Below are 16506 nucleotides of genomic sequence, written 5' to 3'. Positions count from 1 at the left end.
TGTTTGCTGGTCCGTTCCGCTGACCGGCGGGCGAGCCGGGCGAGTGCGGCGGGAAGGGCTCTTCAGGATGGCTGCGGAGTGCGTCCCTGTGTGCGGACTCCGCCGAAACATTCGATCCGGTGTGCGCGAGGAGTAGTACATGAGTTCTGAGGACAGGTCCCGATCCCCCTTGGGGCCTCTGCCCCGTCGTCGAGCGGGCTGGCTGGCCGGAGGCGCCTTCGCCTCTCTGGCCTTGGTGCTGACCGGCATCGCGGCTCCGGCCTCGGCCGTCGCGCCGCAGCCCGGAGGGTCCGTGGTCGCGCCTGACGGCGACTACTGCGGGCCGTCCACGACGAAGAAGGCCATGGATCATGCGAATCCGACGGCGGGCGGTGACAAGTGCAAGGTCGGCCCGACGGGCCCGCGCGGGCCCAGAGGACACACCGGGCCGACGGGGCCGACGGGGCCGACCGGGCCCACCGGCAGGGGTGCGACCGGCCCCACCGGCCCGACGGGCGCTCCGGGTGCCAGCGGCCAGTGCTTCGACGTGGACGCCGTCCGGCCCGCCGCATCCCGCGAGGTCAAGGCGGTGCTCTCCGACACCATCACCTACGCCGGCATCCGCGACCTGACCCCGGCCGTGACGCCGTGGCGCTGGTACGACCTGACCGACACCGGGGACACGTACCCGACGGACGCCTGCGCGGTGTCGATCTCCAGCCAGGCCAACATCGTCAACATCGAGGTGCTGACCACGGGCGGCGAGATCTTCGAGACGACGTGCACGATCGTGCCCGGCACCCCGGACGCCCTCACCTGCAACGAAGTGTGGACGCCGGCGGAACCGCAGCCGACCGCCGGGGCGAACGGCCTGGCCCGGTTCGCCCACAGGTCCCTGTCCGCGGAGGACCGGAAGGTCCGCCCCAACGAGATGAAGTAGCGGCGGCAGCCGCCTTCACCGAGCCTCGGGCTCCGGGCCGCCGAAGTCCGGGCTCGTGAAGTCCGGCGGCGTGTAGCCGGGCCGGGTCCCCTGCGAGGGGGAACCGGGACTGGTGAAGTCGGGCCGGGTGTATCCCAGGTTGGGGATGCGCCCGGCCTTCGGCGTGCAGGGGCCCGAACGCGCCGGCCCGGCCACCGGCTCCGGCCCCGGGTCCGGCCCGGCCCCGGGATCGGCGAGCGCGTCCCGGAAGAACGGCAGGATGCCCCGCTCCAGGAGCGCACGCCGCCAGGCCTCGCGCGCCAGTGCAACCCCGTCGGGTGCTGCTTCGGCCGCGTCCCCGGCGACGACCTCGGTCGCGCGGTTGCGGACGGCCGTCACCAGCAGCCCGACCGCAGCGAACAGCACGGTGACCACGGTGAGCGCTCCGAAGAGCCAGCCCGCCGTCAACATGGTGTCTGCGAAGGACGGTTCGGGATCGACCGCCTTCAGCGTGTAGCCCAGCAGCAGGAAGATCAGCATGGCGGTGGCGGCCAGGACCGGCGCGAGGACCGCGACCATGGCGCTGATGCCCGGGCCGTCGCCCTCCCCGTCCTCCTGACCGGCCTCCCGGTACCCGGCCGCCCCGCTCGGGGCCGAGCGCAGCTCCTCGCGCCGCTCGCCGCGTACCTTCACGTAGTGGTCGTACTCGGCCGCTGCGGCGGCGGTGAGCAGGGCGATGGCCCCGACGGCCATGGTGCGCAGTTGTTCGGCGTTCAGACGCAGCCCCAGCGCGGCGAGCTCGGGCCGTTCGTGTGCGGTGCGCAGCGCCTCGTCGAGGAGCCGATCGAACTCCGGTCGGTCTTCGGTCAGCAGGTGCGGAGCGCTGTTCATGTGCATCCCCCGATGCTCCGTGGGAGCCGGTTGGCCCGCGTAGACCCGGGCACCGGCACAAACGGAGGAGAGCCTGCTACGGATAGAGCGATGGTAGAGCGCTCATGCCGCGCCGTGACAGGGGCTTTCGTGAATTGCCCCGCACGTGACAAGCCTCAGTCGGCGAGGGGAAGTTGCTGGACGAGCAGCTTGCCGGCCATGGTGACCCCGCCGTCCATCGCGATGGCGAGGCCGCCCGCGTACACGTGGGGTCCGTGGACCGTCTCGGGGCCGTGGCCGCTGTCGCCCTCCTCGGTGCCCACCTCGCCGAGCAGGTACGGGATGGGGCTGTGGCCGTGTACGACCCGGGTGCCGCCGTACGTGTCGAGGAGCTCGCGCACCGCCTGGGGGCCGGTCTCCTCGTCGCGGAAGGCGAAGCGCTTGGTGAACTTGCGGAACAGGTCCCAGGTGATGTCGGCGTCGTTGCGGTTGAGCAGCTCGTGGATGGTGTCGTTGACGTCCTCGATGGAGTCGCCGTAGTCGAGGTACGCGGTGGTGTCGGAGTGCAGCAGCAGGTGCCCGTCCTCCAGCACGGCCGCGTCCAGGCGGGACATCCACTGCAGGTGTACGTCCTCCAGGCGCTCCATGTCGGTGCGCTGACCGCCGTTGAGGAGCCAGGCGGCCTGGAAGGTCGCGGTGCCGGCGCCCGAGGCGACGGGGGTGTCGCCGAACCGCTTGGCGCCGATGAGCAGCAGTTCGTGGTTGCCCATGAGGGCCTTGCAGTAGCCGCCGGCGGCGGCCGCCTCGGCGGACAGGCGCATGACGAGGTCGATGACGCCGATGCCGTCCGGGCCGCGGTCGGTGAAGTCGCCGAGGAACCAGATGCGGGCGTTGCCTGCGGACCAGCGCCGGTCGGCGTCGATGAGGCCCTGGGCCTGGAGCTCGGCGACGAGCTCGTCCAGGTAGCCGTGGACGTCGCCGACGACGTAGAGCGGGCCGGGGCCGGTCGGGGACTCCTGGGGGACGTACTGCACCTGGACGGTGTCGCCCGGTCCGCCGCGGCCGATGACCGGCAGGTCGCGGTGGGTCGGGGTGTAGCCGCCGAGGTCGTCCTCCGCGGCCGGCGCCGGGGCCGGGGCGGGCACGGTGGCCGGAGCGGACGCGGGCATGGGCGGCACGGGCGCCGGCGGGGGCGGCGGCACGGGGGCCCGGCCCGGGGCGTGCGCCGGTGCGGGCGGCTCGCCGTAGTACGCGGGGTACTCGCCGTAGACAGGGGCGTCCTCGGACTGCGGTGCGGGCGGCGCGCCGTACGGATGGGGTTCGGTGACCGGCACCCGGAAGTCCCGCAGCGTCTCCGTCCGCATCGCGGGTCCCTGACCGGCCCCCTGAGTCATCGACCCCTCCACCACCGTCGCGCTGCCGTACACCTGCGGACCCTCCTGGCCTCCCGGGCGGAGGATCCGTGATGTCGTGCGCCCATCATAGGAATGCGGCTCGCGCTGTGTGACGCACCAGGGGTGGTGAATCCTGTGCGGAACCGATCGTTCCTGCCGCTTTCGCCCGAAATCGGCGTTGCTGAAATCCTCGGCGGGGCCGTCGACCCCGCCGGTACGGCGGTGTGACGGTCAGTCCTGGGCCGGTGACCGCGGCGGGCTGACCGTCGTCCGGGGGCGCCTGCGCTGCGAGGACGTGCGGACGATCAGCTCCGTCGGGACGACCTGTTCGACGGGCCGTCCGGTGTCGACCCCCTCGATGGCGTCGATGAGCAGCTGCACGACGGCGGTGCCGATGCGGCGCGGCTTGAGGGACAGCGTGGTGATCGGCGGCTCGGTGTTGGCGTACACGGTGGATTCGCTGCAGCAGACGAGCAGCAGGTCCTCCGGGACGCGCAGTCCGTAGCGCCGGGCGGCCGCGAGCAGGTCGGTCCCGTTGGGGTCGAAGAGCCCGTAGACGGCATCGGGGCGGTCGGGGCGGGCGAGCAGGCGGTCGGCGGCGACGGCGCCCGCGCACGGGTCGTGGGCGGGGTAGGACTCGTAGACGGGGTCCTGGCCGACGCGCTGGCACCAGTTGAGGTAGGCGGTGGTGGACAGGCGCGTGTACGTGTCGGTGGTCGTGCCGGTCAGCAGTCCGATGCGGCGGGCGCCGGCGGCGGCGAGGTGGTCGAGCAGGTTGAGCACGGCCGCCTCGTGGTCGTTGTCGACCCAGGCGGTGACGGGCAGGGAGCCGGCGGGGCGCCCGTCGGAGACCACCGGGAGGCCTTGGCGGACCAGCTCGGTGACGACGGGATCGTGGTCGGAGGGGTCGATCACGACGGTGCCGTCGAGGGCCACGTTGGACCACACGTCGTGCCGCGAGGTGGCGGGGAGGATGACGAGGGCGTAGCCGCGGGCGAGCGCGGCGGAGGTGGCGGCCCTCGCCATCTCCGCGAAGTAGGCGAACTCGGTGAAGGTGAAAGGTTCATCCCCGTACGTCGTCACGGTCAGGCCGATGAGGCCCGACTTCCCGGTACGGAGGGTGCGGGCGGCGGCGGAAGGGCGGTAGCCCAGCCGGTCGGCGACCTCGCGCACGTGGCGGCGGGTGGCGTCCGGCAGCCGCCCCTTGCCATTGAGCGCGTCGGAGACGGTCGTGATCGAGACGCCCGCCGCGGCGGCCACGTCCCTGATGCCGGCCCGGCCCTGTCGGCCGGCGGCCCGCCGGGTGGTCTCGGTCCGGCTCACCTGATGCTTCCCTGCTGCTGTCATGGCGAGCCGATAGTAGGGCTCGGTGGGGCGGGTGGTCTGGATGCATATGCACGCGTTGACAGGCACGATTCTGCATGGTTCGCCACCCCCAATGACCTTGGAATAAAAGGCATTTGGGAGGAGTGGACGGGCGGGTCTCGGGTCGGCGGGTAAGGGCATGCCAAACCGGCGTGGTTTCGGGACGATCTCAACTCACCTGTACGAGGGATGCGCGCCACGGCGCAGGCCACCGGCGCACGCATATATGCGTGCGCTCCCCCGCAATCCTGGCGCGGCCATTTTCGGAAGAGCGGAATCCTCATATGGTGAGCAGTATTGAGTCGACGGCGACGTCGGACGGGATGGTCGAGGAGGACCTGCGGTGAGCGAGAAGAGCCCGAAGCTGCGCGCCGAGCTGGACGGCATTCCCGTCTACAAGCCGGGGAAGCCGGCCGCCGCCGGCGGGCCGGTCGCGTACAAGCTGTCCTCGAACGAGAACCCGTACCCGCCGCTGCCCGGCGTCCTGGAGAGCGCGGTCGCGGCCGCCCACGCGTTCAACCGCTACCCGGACCTGGCCTGCACGGGCCTGGTGAACGAGCTGGCGGAGCGTTTCGGCATTCCGGTCGAGCACATCGCCACCGGCACGGGCTCGGTGGGCGTGGCCCAGCAGCTGGTCCAGTCGACGGCCGGGCCGGGCGACGAGGTCATCTACGCCTGGCGGTCCTTCGAGGCCTATCCGATCATCACGCAGATCGCGGGTGCGACCTCCGTCCAGGTCCCGCTGGCCGAGGGCGACGTGCACGACCTCGACGCGATGTACGACGCGATCACCGAGCGGACCCGCCTGATCTTCGTCTGCAACCCGAACAACCCCACCAGCACGGCGGTGCGCCGCGCCGAGCTGGAGCGGTTCCTCGACCGCGTGCCCTCGGACATCCTGGTGGTGCTCGACGAGGCGTACCGCGAGTTCGTCCGCGACGTCGAGGTGCCGGACGGCATCGAGATCTACCGCAACCGCCCGAACGTCTGCGTGCTGCGCACCTTCTCCAAGGCGTACGGCCTGGCCGGCCTGCGCGTCGGCTTCGCAGTGGCACACGAGCCGGTGGCTGCGGCGCTGCGCAAGACGGCAGTGCCCTTCGGCGTCAGCCAGCTGGCCCAGGACGCGGCGGTCGCCTCGCTGCGCGCCGAGGACGAGCTGATGGGCCGCGTCGGCTCGCTGGTCGCGGAGCGCACCCGGGTCTACGAGGCGCTGCTGGGCCAGGGCTGGACGGTCGTCCCGCCGACGCAGGCGAACTTCGTGTGGATGCGGCTCGGCGAGCGGACCGCCGAGTTCGCGGCGGCCTGCGAGAAGGCCGGTGTGGTGGTCCGGCCCTTCCCGGGCGAGGGCCTGCGGGTCACGATCGGTGAGGCCGAGGCGAACGACATCTTCCTGCACACGGCGCAGGCGTTCCTCAAGGAGATGTAGCGCCGGCTCGGCGCGGGTGTGGCGCCGGCGCGGGGACTCCGGGCCGGCTAGGCCAGCTCGACCCGGACCGGGTCGCCGTCGCGGACGGTGGCCAGCAGGCGGGGGTCGCCGTCGAAGGACCCGAGCACGTTGCACGGGCTCGCCAGGCGGCTCTCGCCCCCGCGGGAGATGGGCGTGGGTCCGTACGGCAGCGCGAGGGCGTCGCCCTCGGTCCAGAACGCGACCGTGCCGGGCTCGACGACCTGGCGGGCGTCGGGCTCCAGCGCGACGGAGACACCGGTGTCGAAGTACACCTCCTCGCCCCACGTGTTCGCGGAGGCGTGGATGGGGAGCGCGGCGGTGAGGGCCTTGGCGGTCGGAGTGTCGTCGAGCGTGGCGGTGAGCTGGCCGGCGGGCCAGGAGAGTCGAATCTTCATGCGCCGAATTCAACAATATGTTGAATTACTTGGCCAGGGCTTGTACCCCCCGGATGAAAGTGCGGGGAGCCGGTACGACATAATGCTTGTGAATGTGAACGCGTTCACAAGCGCGCGTGCCTTCTCCCGGTTCACGCCGGTTCGGGCATGCGGAGTGCCGCCCACGGCGACGTAAGGAGAGACGACGTGGACCTGGCTCTGGCGCCGGAGACTCTGGCGCGATGGCAGTTCGGCATCACCACCGTCTACCACTTCCTCTTCGTCCCCCTGACGATCTCGCTCGCCGCGCTCACCGCCGGCCTGCAGACGGCCTGGGTGCGGACCGAGAAGGAGAAGTACCTCAAGGCCACCAAGTTCTGGGGCAAGCTCTTCCTGATCAATATCGCGATGGGCGTCGTCACCGGCATCGTCCAGGAGTTCCAGTTCGGCATGAACTGGTCCGACTACTCGCGCTTCGTCGGCGACGTCTTCGGTGCCCCGCTGGCCTTCGAGGCCCTGATCGCGTTCTTCTTCGAGTCCACTTTCATCGGCCTGTGGATCTTCGGCTGGGACAAGCTCCCGAAGAAGATCCACCTGGCCTGCATATGGATGGTCTCGATCGGCACCATCCTGTCCGCGTACTTCATCCTCGCGGCCAACTCCTGGATGCAGCACCCGGTCGGCTACCGGATCAACAAGGCCACGGGCCGGGCCGAACTGACCGACTTCTGGGCGGTGCTCAGCCAGAACACCGCCGTCACCCAGGCCTTCCACACCCTGTCCGCGGCCTTCCTCACCGGCGGCGCGTTCATGGTCGGCATCGCCGCCTACCACCTGGCCCGCAAGAAGCACGTCCCCGTGATGCGCAGCTCGCTGCGGCTGGGCCTGGTCACCGTCGTCATCGCCGGCATGCTCACCGCGCTCAGCGGCGACTTCCTCGGCAAGGTCATGTTCAAGCAGCAGCCGATGAAGATGGCCGCGGCCGAGGCGCTGTGGGACGGCGAGGCGCCCGCCCCGTTCTCCGTCTTCGCCTACGGGGACGTCGACAAGGGCCACAACCGGGTGGCCGTCGAGATCCCGGGCCTGCTGTCCTTCCTGGCCAACGACGACTTCGACTCCTTCGTCCCGGGCATCAACGACGTCAACAAGGCGGAGCAGGAGAAGTTCGGCCCCGGCGACTACCGTCCCAACATCCCGGTCGCCTACTGGGGCTTCCGCTGGATGATCGGCTTCGGCATGGCCTCCGTCGCCATCGGGGCCGCAGGGCTGTGGCTCACCCGGCGCAGGTTCCTGCTGCCGCCCGCGCTGCGGACCGGCGAGGACGAGCGGCCCCACCTGGTCCTCTACCGCAAGGCCCTGAACCCGCGGCTCACCCGGCTGTACTGGCTCGCCGCCGTCTGGACGCTCGGCTTCCCGCTGATCGCCAACTCCTGGGGCTGGATCTTCACCGAGATGGGCCGCCAGCCGTGGGTCGTCTACGGAGTGCTGCGGACCAGCGACGCCGTCTCGCCCGGCGTCTCCCAGGGCGAGGTCCTCACCTCGATGCTCGTCTTCACCGCCCTGTACGCCGTACTCGCCGTGATCGAGGTCAAGCTGCTGGTCAAGTACGTCAAGGCCGGCCCGCCCGAGCTCACCGAGGACGACCTCAACCCGCCGACGAGGATCGGCGGAGACGGTACCTCCGACCGGCCGATGGCCTTCTCGTACTGAGGCTGAGAGGACCCCGCCATGCAACTCCACGACGTCTGGTTCGTGCTCATCGCCGTCCTGTGGACCGGCTACTTCTTCCTGGAGGGCTTCGACTTCGGTATCGGCGTCCTGACCAAGCTGCTCGCGCGCGACCGCGCCGAGAAGCGGGTCCTGATCAACACGATCGGGCCCGTCTGGGACGGCAACGAGGTCTGGCTGCTCACCGCAGGCGGTGCCACCTTCGCCGCCTTCCCCGACTGGTACGCCACCCTCTTCTCCGGCTTCTACCTGCCGCTGCTCGTGATCCTGGTCTGCCTCATCGTCCGCGGTGTCGCCTTCGAATACCGGCACAAGCGGGACGAGGACAGGTGGCAGGCCAACTGGGAACACGCGATCTTCTGGACCTCGGCGATCCCCGCCTTCCTGTGGGGCGTGGCCTTCGCGAACATCGCCCGCGGTGTGAAGATCGACCAGAACAAGGAGTACGTCGGAAGCCTCTTCGACCTGCTCAACGTGTACGCGCTCCTCGGCGGCCTGGTCACCCTCACCCTGTTCACCTTCCACGGCGCGGTGTTCGCCTCGCTCAAGACGGTCGGCGGGATCCGGGACCGGGCGCGGGCCCTGGCGGCCCGGCTCGGCGCGGTCGCCGCGGTGCTCGCGGCGGTCTTCCTGGGCTGGACCCAGCTCGAGCGCGGTGACGGTTGGAGCCTGATCGCGCTGGCCGTCGCCGTGGCGGCGCTCGCCGGAGCGCTGGGCGCCAACCTCAAGGGCCGAGAGGGCTGGTCGTTCGCGCTCTCCGGGATCACCATCGCGGCAGCCGTCGCGATGCTGTTCCTGACGCTCTTCCCGAACGTCATGCCGTCCTCGCTGGACGACGCCTGGAGCCTCACGGTCACCAACGCCTCGTCCAGCCCGTACACCCTGAAGATCATGACCTGGCTGGCGGCCGTGGCGACCCCGCTGGTCCTGCTCTACCAGGGGTGGACCTACTGGGTGTTCCGCAAGCGGATCGGCACGCAGCACATCGCCGACGCGCACTGAGCCCCGGCTCTGCCGGAGGTCTCCGCCCCGCCTGACCGACCCTGCCCTGGGGGATGTTTCACGTGAAACCGATCGACCCGCGCCTGCTTCGGTACGCCCGCTCCACCCGCCTGTTCCTGGCGGCCGTGGTGGCCCTGGGATGTGCCGGGGCAGGGCTGGTCATCGGCCAGGCGATGCTGCTCGCCGAGATCGTCGTCGGAGCCTTTGAGAAGGGCCTGGACGGTGAGGCGCTGCGCACGCCGCTGCTGCTGCTCGCCGCCGTGGCGGTCGGCCGGGGCGGGCTCGGCTGGCTCACCGAGCTGGCAGCGCACCGGGCCGCTGCGGCGGTCAAGTCGCAGCTGCGGGGGCAACTGCTGGACCGGGCCGTCGATCTGGGACCGGGCTGGCTGAGCGGACAGCGGACCGGTTCGCTGGTGGCGCTGGCCACCCGCGGCGTGGACGCCCTCGACGACTATTTCTCCCGCTACCTGCCGCAACTGGGCCTGGCCGTGGCCGTCCCGGTGGCGGTCCTCGCCCGGATCACCACCGAGGACTGGGTGTCGGCCGCCATCATCGTGGTGACCCTGCCGCTGATCCCCCTCTTCATGGTGCTGATCGGCATGGCCACCCAGTCCCGGATGGACCGCCAGTGGCGGCTGCTGTCCCGGCTCTCGGGCCACTTCCTCGACGTGGTGGCCGGACTGCCGACGCTGAAGGTGTTCGGGCGGGCCAAGGCCCAGGCCGAGTCGATCCGCCGGATCACCGAGGACTACCGGCGGGCGACCCTGCGGACCCTGCGCATCGCGTTCCTGTCGTCGTTCGCGCTGGAGCTGCTCGCCACCCTCTCGGTGGCTCTGGTGGCCGTCTCCATCGGCATGCGGCTGGTCCACGGGGAGCTCGACCTGTACACCGGGCTGGTCATCCTGATCCTGGCGCCGGAGGCGTACCTGCCGCTGCGCCAGGTCGGGGCCCAGTACCACGCGGCCGTCGAGGGGCTCGCGGCGGCGGACGAGATCTTCGACGTGCTCGGGACGCCGTCCGCTGCTCCGGGGACGGGGACCGAGGTGCCCGAGGCGGGCCCCGGAGGCCTGCGGATCGAGGTCGACGAGGTGGCCGTGCGCCACCCCGGGCGGGGCGGGGACTCGCCCGGGCCGGTCTCGTTCACGGCCGGCCCCGGCGAGTGCGTGGCCCTGACGGGGCCCAGCGGAGCGGGGAAGTCCACCCTGCTCCAGGTGCTGCTGGGGTTCACCCCACCGACCTCGGGGCGGGTGCGGATCGGGGGCACGGACCTGGCCGTGCTGGATCCGGCGCAGTGGCGGCGGAACATCGCATGGGTGCCGCAGCGGCCGCACCTCTTCGCGGGGACCCTCGCGGAGAACGTACGGCTCGCCCGGCCGGAGGCCTCCGACGCAGCCGTGGCCCGGGCCCTGGAAGCCGCCGGCGCCCGGGAGTTCGTGGCGGCGCTGCCGCGCGGCACCGAGACGGTGCTCGGGGAGGGCGGGGCCGGGCTGTCCGCCGGTCAGCGCCAGCGGATCGCCCTGGCCCGGGCGTTCCTCGCCGACCGGCCGGTGGTGCTGCTGGACGAGCCGACGGCCGCGCTGGACGGCGAGACCGAGGCGGCGGTGGTCGAGGCCGTACGCCGCCTCGCCGTGGGCCGGACCGTCCTGCTGGTCGTGCACCGGCCGGCGTTGCTCGCCCTCGCGGACCGGGTGGTCGCGATCACCGCAGGGGAGGCGGAGGCCGCCCCCGCGGACCGCGAGCTGCCCCCGGCCGACGGCGCAGCCGCCGCCGTGGAGGCCGACCCGGCCCGCGAACCCGAAACCACCGTGCCGCCGGGCGCCCCCGGGGCGGGGACCGCCGGTGACGGCGCGGCCGGGCGGGATCCGCTGCGGCGGGTCCGGGCCGTGGCGAAGGCCTGGCAGGGGCGGTTCCGGCTCGGGCTGCTGCTCGGGTCGCTGGCGGTGGGCTGCAGCGTCGGACTGATGGCGGTCTCCGGTTGGCTGATCTCCCGGGCCTCCGAGCAGCCTCCCGTGCTCTCCCTGATGGTGGCCGTCACCGCCACCCGCACGTTCGGGATCGGAAGGGCCGTCTTCCGGTACGCCGAGCGCCTCGTGTCACACGACGCCGTCCTGCGGATGCTGGCGGACCTGCGCGTCTCGGTGTTCCGGCGGCTGGAGCGCATCGCGCCCGCCGGGCTGCGCGACCAGCGGCGCGGGGACCTGCTGGCCCGGCTCGTGGCCGACGCCGACGCCCTTCAGGACTACTGGCTGCGCTGGCTGCTGCCGGTGGGCACCGCGGCCCTCGTCGGCACCGGATCGGTCGCCTTCACCGCCTGGCTGCTGCCCGAGGCGGGGGCGGCCCTGGCCGTGGGCCTGCTCGCCGCCGGGATCGGGGTGCCCGCCGTCAGCGGTGCCTGCGCCCGCCGTGCGGAACGCCGGCTGGCGCCCGCCCGCGGGGAGCTCGCCACCCGGGTGGCCGACCTGCTCACCGGGACGGCCGAGCTGACCGTCGCCGGGGCGCTGGGGCGCCGCAAGGACGCCGCGAAGGACAGCGACCGCACGCTGACCGCCATCGCCGCGCGCGGCGCCGCCGCCACCGGGCTGGGCAGCGGACTGACCGCGCTCGTGTGCGGCCTGACCGTGGTGGCCGCCGCCTTCTTCGCCGCCGGAGCCGTGCAGGACGGGCGGCTGTCGGGAGTGGCGATGGCGGTGGCCGTGCTGACGCCGCTGGCCGCCTTCGAGGCGGTGGCCCCGCTGCCGCAGGCCGTCCGGTTCCGCCGGCAGGTGCGCCGCAGCGCCGAGCGGCTGTACGAGGTCATCGACGCCCCGGCACCCGTCGCCGAGCCGGAGCGGCCCGCCCCGGTGCCCGCCTCGCCGTTCCCGCTGCGCCTGGCGGGGGTGAGCGTCCGGCACCCCGGGCAGGAGGACGACGCCCTGCGCGGGCTGGACCTGACCCTGGAGCGCGGACGGCGCATCGCCGTCGTCGGTGCCTCGGGCGCGGGCAAGACCACCCTGGCGCAGGTGCTGCTGCGGTTCCTGGACCCGGACACCGGCACCTACACCCTCGGCGGGACCGACGCGCGCACGCTCGACGGCGACGACGTCCGCCGGATCGTCGGGCTGTGCGCCCAGGACGCCCACCTCTTCGACAGCTCCGTCCGGGAGAACCTGCGCCTCGCCCGTCCCGGGGCCGGCGAGGAGGAGCTGCGGCGGGCCCTGGCCGGGGCCCGGCTGCTGGAATGGGCCGACGGCCTCCCGGAGGGGCTCGACACCCTCGTCGGCGAACACGGCGAGCGGATCTCCGGCGGCCAGCGCCAGCGCCTGGCCCTGGCCCGGGCGCTCCTCGCCGACTTCCCCGTCCTCGTCCTGGACGAGCCGGCCGAGCACCTCGACCTGCAGACCGCCGACGCCCTGACGGCGGACCTGCTGGCCGCGACCGAGGGCCGCACCACGGTGCTGATCACGCACCGGCTGGCCAGCCTCGACGCCGTCGACGAGGTCCTGGTCCTGGACGGGGGAGCGGTCGTACAGCGCGGCACGTACGCGGAGCTGGCCGCCGAGGAGGGGCCGCTGCGCACGCTCCTGGACCGCGAGCAGGCGGCGGAGCGGGTGCGGCACGCGGTACTGGCCGAGTTTCCCCGGTAAACAGGACTAACTAGGCTCAAGGGCATGTCGCTGCAGCAGTCGCAGGAACCGCCGAAGGCGCCGGATCCCGCCTCGGCGGCACCGGATCCGATGGAGGCCGCCACCCAGGCCACGCGGAGCCTGCACGCACTGTCCACCGAGCTCACCGCGCGGGTCCCGCAGCTGCTGGAGGCCATGCGCTCCGTCGGTACGGGCCTCGAACTCCACTCCACCCTCGACCGGATCTGCGAGACCGCCGCCGAGCTCGCGGACGCCCGGTACGCGGCGATCGGCGTCGTGGACACCGAGGGCCGCGGCCTGTCGGACTTCGTCACCTTCGGCATCGGCTCCGAGGAGGCCCACCGCATCGGGCACCGCCCGGACGGCCGCCGGGGCCTGCTCGGTGCGCTGATCGCGCACGCGGGCACGGTACGGCTGGCCGACCTTACGAAGGATCCGCGCTCGGCCGGCTTCCCGCCGCACCACCCGCCGATGAAGACCTTCCTCGGCGTACCGATCCGGGTGCAGGGGGAGATCTTCGGGAACCTGTACCTCGCCGAGAAGAACGGCGGCGGCGAGTTCAACGACTACGACGTGCACATGGTCCGGGTCCTGGCCACCGAGGCGGGCATCGCCATCGGCAACGCCCGGCTGTACGAGGCCGCGACGCAGCGCGAGCGGTGGATCGACGGCTCGGTCGCGGTCACCACCGCCCTGCTCTCGGGCGGGGATGCCGACGATGCGCTCGCGGTGGTGGCGGAGCAGGCCCGCCGTCTGGCCGACTCCTCGGCCGGCATCGTGATGCTGCCCGCCGAGGAGGGCGGGATGGAGATCGTCGCCGTCTCCACCGACCACCCGGCCACCTCGCTCGGAGTGGTGGTTCCGGCCGAGAGCCCCGTGGTGGCGAAGCTGCTGGCGGGTGAGCCCGTCTTCGTCGACGACGCGGCCTCCGATCCGCGCACGGCCGGCAGGCTGACCAGCCAGTACGGGCCCTGCATGATGCTGCCCCTGCACAGCGGCGGCCGGGTGCTGGGTGCGCTGGTCACTCCCCGGGACCGGGGCAGGCGCCCGTTCAGCGAGTCCGAGCGGACGCTGGCCACCCAGTTCGCCTCACAGGCGGCGCTCGCGCTGATGATGGCCGAGGCCCAGCGCGACCGGGAGCGCCTCGCGGTGTTCGAGGACCGCGACCGGATCGCCCGCGACCTCCACGACCTGGTCATCCAGCGGCTGTTCGCCACCGGGATGATGCTGGAGGGCGCGGCGCGGAGGTCCGTGGTCCCGGAGGTCCGCGACGGGGTCGGCAAGGCCGTGGACGAGCTGGACGTCACGATCCAGGAGATCCGCACCGCGATCTTCGCGCTCCAGCAGGGGCCGGCGGAGGCCCCTTCCGGGCTGCGCACCCGGGTCTTGCGGGAGATCAACATGGCGGCCGTGCCGCTGGGCTTCAAGCCCGCCCACCGCTTCGTCGGCCCCCTCGACACCGTGGTCGGCGAGCTCGTGGGGAAGAACCTGATCGCCGCACTGCGCGAGGCCCTCTCCAACGCCTTCCGGCATGCGGATGCCTCGCGGATCGAGGTGGTCCTCGACTCCACCGTCACCCTGCCGGACGGCCGGCCCGGGGTGCGGCTGGAGGTGGCCGACGACGGGGTCGGCATCACCGAGGGCGGGCGCCGCAGCGGGCTGCGGAACCTGCGCCGCCGGGCCGAGTCGCTGGGCGGCACCAGCACGTACGGACCGGGTATCGGGCAGCACGGCGGCGGGACCACCCTCGTATGGGAGGCCCCGCTCCAGCCCTAGAGCTTCTCGCTCTCCTGCCGGTGCCCCTGCAGCTCCCGCTGCTCCGCCCCGCTCTGCGCCGCCAGTCGGTCCGCGAGGATCTGCTCGATGACGACGGCGACCCCGTCCTCGTTGTTGGCGACCGTCCGGCCGGAAGCGGCTGCGATCACATCCGGGTGGGCGTTGCCCATCGCGTACGAGGTGCCGGCCCAGCGGAGCATCTCCACGTCGTTCGGCATGTCGCCGAACGCGACCACCTCGGCCGGGGAAATGCCGCGCTCGGCGCAGCACAGTGCGAGCGTGCTGGCCTTGGACACGCCCAGCTCGCTGATCTCCAGCAGGGCCGTCGGGCTGGAGCGGGTGATCGCCGCGTAGCCGCCGGCGACCTTGCGGGCGAGTGCCAGGAACTCGTCGGGGGCCAGCTCGGAGTGGTGCGCCAGCAGCTTGAGCACCGGGGCGGGGGCGCCGCCCGCGGCGTCCGCGCCGTCCGGGTCGCCGGCGTCGTCTGCGGGCTCCTTCAGCAGCTGCTCCGCGGTGGCGACGTGGGCGCCGGGGTCCTGGAAGAAGGGCGGGTACAGCGGTTCGTAGTTGATGCCCGTGGTCATCTCGACCGCGAAGGACGTGCCGGGAGCGGCGGCGCGCAGCGTGTCGACGACCGTCAGCGCGGTGGCCCGGGGCAGGGCCCGGACCTGGACGAACTCGCGACCCGCGTGGAGGTCCACGACGGCTGCGCCGTTGGCGCAGATCGCCAGGCCGTGCCCGTGGACGTGGTCGCTGACCACATCCATCCAGCGGGCCGGGCGGCCGGTCACGAAGAAGACCTCGATCCCGGCCTCCTCGGCGGCGGCGAGGGCGGCGACCGTGCGCAGGGAGACGGATTTGTCGTCGCGCAGCAGGGTGCCGTCGAGGTCGGTGGCGATGAGCCGGGGCGTGGGGGTTGGCCCGTCCGGGCGCTGGGGAGCCGAGGTCACGGCTCCATCTTCGCCCATGGCCACGGCCCTACGGTGCCGGAGCCCGTCACCCGAGGTGCCCGTTGGCGATGTTTCACGTGAAACGGAACGGGTCGAGGTTTCACGTGAAACATGGGCGGGGACGTAGGCTCGACCCATGAGTTTGCGTCTGAGCACTGTGATTCTCCCGGTCCGTCCATGGCGCGAGGGCGGCCGCGACCAGTGGGTGCGGGCCGAGCAGCTCGGGTTCCACACGGCCTACAGCTATGACCACCTGTCCTGGCGGGCCTTCCGGGACCTTCCTTGGTTTGGCGCGATTCCCACCCTCACGGCGGCGGCCGCGGCCACCGAGCGGATGCGGCTGGGCACGCTCGTCACCTCGCCGAACTTCAGGCACCCGGTGACCCTGGCCAAGGAGCTCATGACGCTGGACGACATCTCCGGAGGCCGCATCACCCTCGGCGTCGGAGCCGGCACCAACGGCTTCGACGCGAGCGTGCTGGGCCAGGACCCCTGGACCCCGCGCGAGCGGGCCGACCGCTTCGCCGAGTTCCTGCCGCTGCTGGACCGGCTGCTGACCGAGCCCGCGGTGAGCACCCGGGGCACCTTCTACGCCGCCGACGAGGCCCGCAACATCCCGGGCTGCGTCCAGCGGCCCCGTCTGCCGTTCGCGGTGGCCGCGACGGGACCCCGCGGCCTCAAGCTGGCCGCGGCGCACGGCCAGGCCTGGGTCACCACCGGCGACCCGAAGCTGTACGAGGAGGGCACCCCCGAGCAGTCGCTCGAGGCGCTGCGCGGCCAGCTGACCCGCCTGGAGAAGGCGTGCGGGGAGATCGGACGCGCCCCGGAGTCGGTGGAGAAGGTCCTCCTGACCGGCTTCACGCCGGAGCGCAATTCCCTGCTGGACTCCGTGGACGCCTTCGTGGACTTCGCGGGCCGCCACCAGGAGCTCGGCTTCACGGAGCTGGTGATCCACGCCCCCATCCCGGACTCGGACTTCGCCTCGGACCAGGGAGTCTTCGAGAAGATCGCCACCGAGGGCCTCGCGCAGCTGGCCGGCTGACGCGCCGGTGCCCCGGCCGCCGAGCGGCCGGGGCACC

Annotated in this window: 12 protein-coding genes; 7 read left to right on the top strand and 5 right to left on the bottom strand. The window is 72.5% G+C overall.

From position 1 onward, the window contains the following. Positions 1 to 343 precede the first annotated feature (343 nt). Positions 344 to 919 carry a hypothetical protein gene (locus AB0953_RS00850; protein WP_366857198.1) on the top strand — a complete coding sequence of 192 codons (576 nt, stop codon included), beginning with the start codon at positions 344 to 346 and terminating at the stop codon, positions 917 to 919. A 15-nt stretch (positions 920 to 934) separates the two neighbouring features. On the opposite strand, the gene AB0953_RS00845 is transcribed toward AB0953_RS00850, so the two are convergent. The 3 genes from AB0953_RS00845 to AB0953_RS00835 form a co-directional block, all read right to left on the bottom strand. Continuing rightward, positions 935 to 1795 (bottom strand): hypothetical protein, encoded by an 861-nt coding sequence (locus AB0953_RS00845; protein WP_366857197.1) that lies wholly within the window; start codon positions 1793 to 1795, stop codon positions 935 to 937. 149 nt (positions 1796 to 1944) lie between these two features. After that, positions 1945 to 3162 (bottom strand): metallophosphoesterase, encoded by a 1218-nt coding sequence (locus AB0953_RS00840; protein WP_366857196.1) that lies wholly within the window; start codon positions 3160 to 3162, stop codon positions 1945 to 1947. A 231-nt stretch (positions 3163 to 3393) separates the two neighbouring features. Beyond that, positions 3394 to 4509, bottom strand: a complete 1116-nt coding sequence (locus AB0953_RS00835) for a LacI family DNA-binding transcriptional regulator (RefSeq protein WP_366857195.1) — start codon at positions 4507 to 4509, stop codon at positions 3394 to 3396. Between the two features lie 361 nt (positions 4510 to 4870). Here AB0953_RS00835 and hisC point away from each other — a divergent pair, with 361 nt between their 5' ends. Further along, entirely contained in the window at positions 4871 to 5953 is a 1083-nt protein-coding gene (gene hisC, locus AB0953_RS00830; protein WP_366857194.1) for a histidinol-phosphate transaminase, read from the top strand. Between the two features lie 47 nt (positions 5954 to 6000). Here hisC and AB0953_RS00825 read toward each other — a convergent pair whose 3' ends face one another. After that, positions 6001 to 6369, bottom strand: coding sequence for a cyclophilin-like fold protein (locus tag AB0953_RS00825; protein ID WP_366857193.1), 369 nt, complete (start codon positions 6367 to 6369; stop codon positions 6001 to 6003). A gap of 186 nt (positions 6370 to 6555) precedes the next feature. On the opposite strand from AB0953_RS00825, the gene AB0953_RS00820 reads away from it, so the two are divergent. The 4 genes from AB0953_RS00820 to AB0953_RS00805 are packed head-to-tail and all read left to right on the top strand — an operon-like array spanning position 6556 to position 14477. Continuing rightward, a complete protein-coding gene (locus AB0953_RS00820) occupies positions 6556 to 8058 on the top strand; it encodes a cytochrome ubiquinol oxidase subunit I (RefSeq protein ID WP_366857192.1) in 1503 nt (500 codons plus the stop codon). An 18-nt stretch (positions 8059 to 8076) separates the two neighbouring features. Then, positions 8077 to 9078 carry a cytochrome d ubiquinol oxidase subunit II gene (gene cydB, locus AB0953_RS00815; protein WP_366857190.1) on the top strand — a complete coding sequence of 334 codons (1002 nt, stop codon included), beginning with the start codon at positions 8077 to 8079 and terminating at the stop codon, positions 9076 to 9078. A gap of 53 nt (positions 9079 to 9131) precedes the next feature. Next, positions 9132 to 12701, top strand: coding sequence for a thiol reductant ABC exporter subunit CydD (cydD, locus tag AB0953_RS00810; protein WP_366857189.1), 3570 nt, complete (start codon positions 9132 to 9134; stop codon positions 12699 to 12701). Positions 12702 to 12725: 24 nt separating this feature from the next. Further along, positions 12726 to 14477, top strand: a complete 1752-nt coding sequence (locus tag AB0953_RS00805) for a GAF domain-containing protein (protein ID WP_366857188.1) — start codon at positions 12726 to 12728, stop codon at positions 14475 to 14477. Here the strand turns inward: AB0953_RS00805 and AB0953_RS00800 are convergent. Beyond that, positions 14474 to 15445 (bottom strand): Cof-type HAD-IIB family hydrolase, encoded by a 972-nt coding sequence (locus tag AB0953_RS00800; RefSeq protein WP_366857187.1) that lies wholly within the window; start codon positions 15443 to 15445, stop codon positions 14474 to 14476. The genes AB0953_RS00805 and AB0953_RS00800 overlap by 4 nt on opposite strands. A 118-nt stretch (positions 15446 to 15563) precedes the next feature. On the opposite strand from AB0953_RS00800, the gene AB0953_RS00795 reads away from it, so the two are divergent. Then, entirely contained in the window at positions 15564 to 16469 is a 906-nt protein-coding gene (locus tag AB0953_RS00795; RefSeq protein ID WP_366857186.1) for an LLM class flavin-dependent oxidoreductase, read from the top strand. Positions 16470 to 16506 lie beyond the last annotated feature (37 nt).

Source organism: Streptomyces sp. NPDC046866 (genome assembly GCF_040704625.1).
In the GTDB taxonomy this organism is placed as follows: Bacteria; Actinomycetota; Actinomycetes; order Streptomycetales; family Streptomycetaceae; genus Streptomyces.
This window is presented reverse-complemented; position numbering and strand designations above follow the sequence as displayed.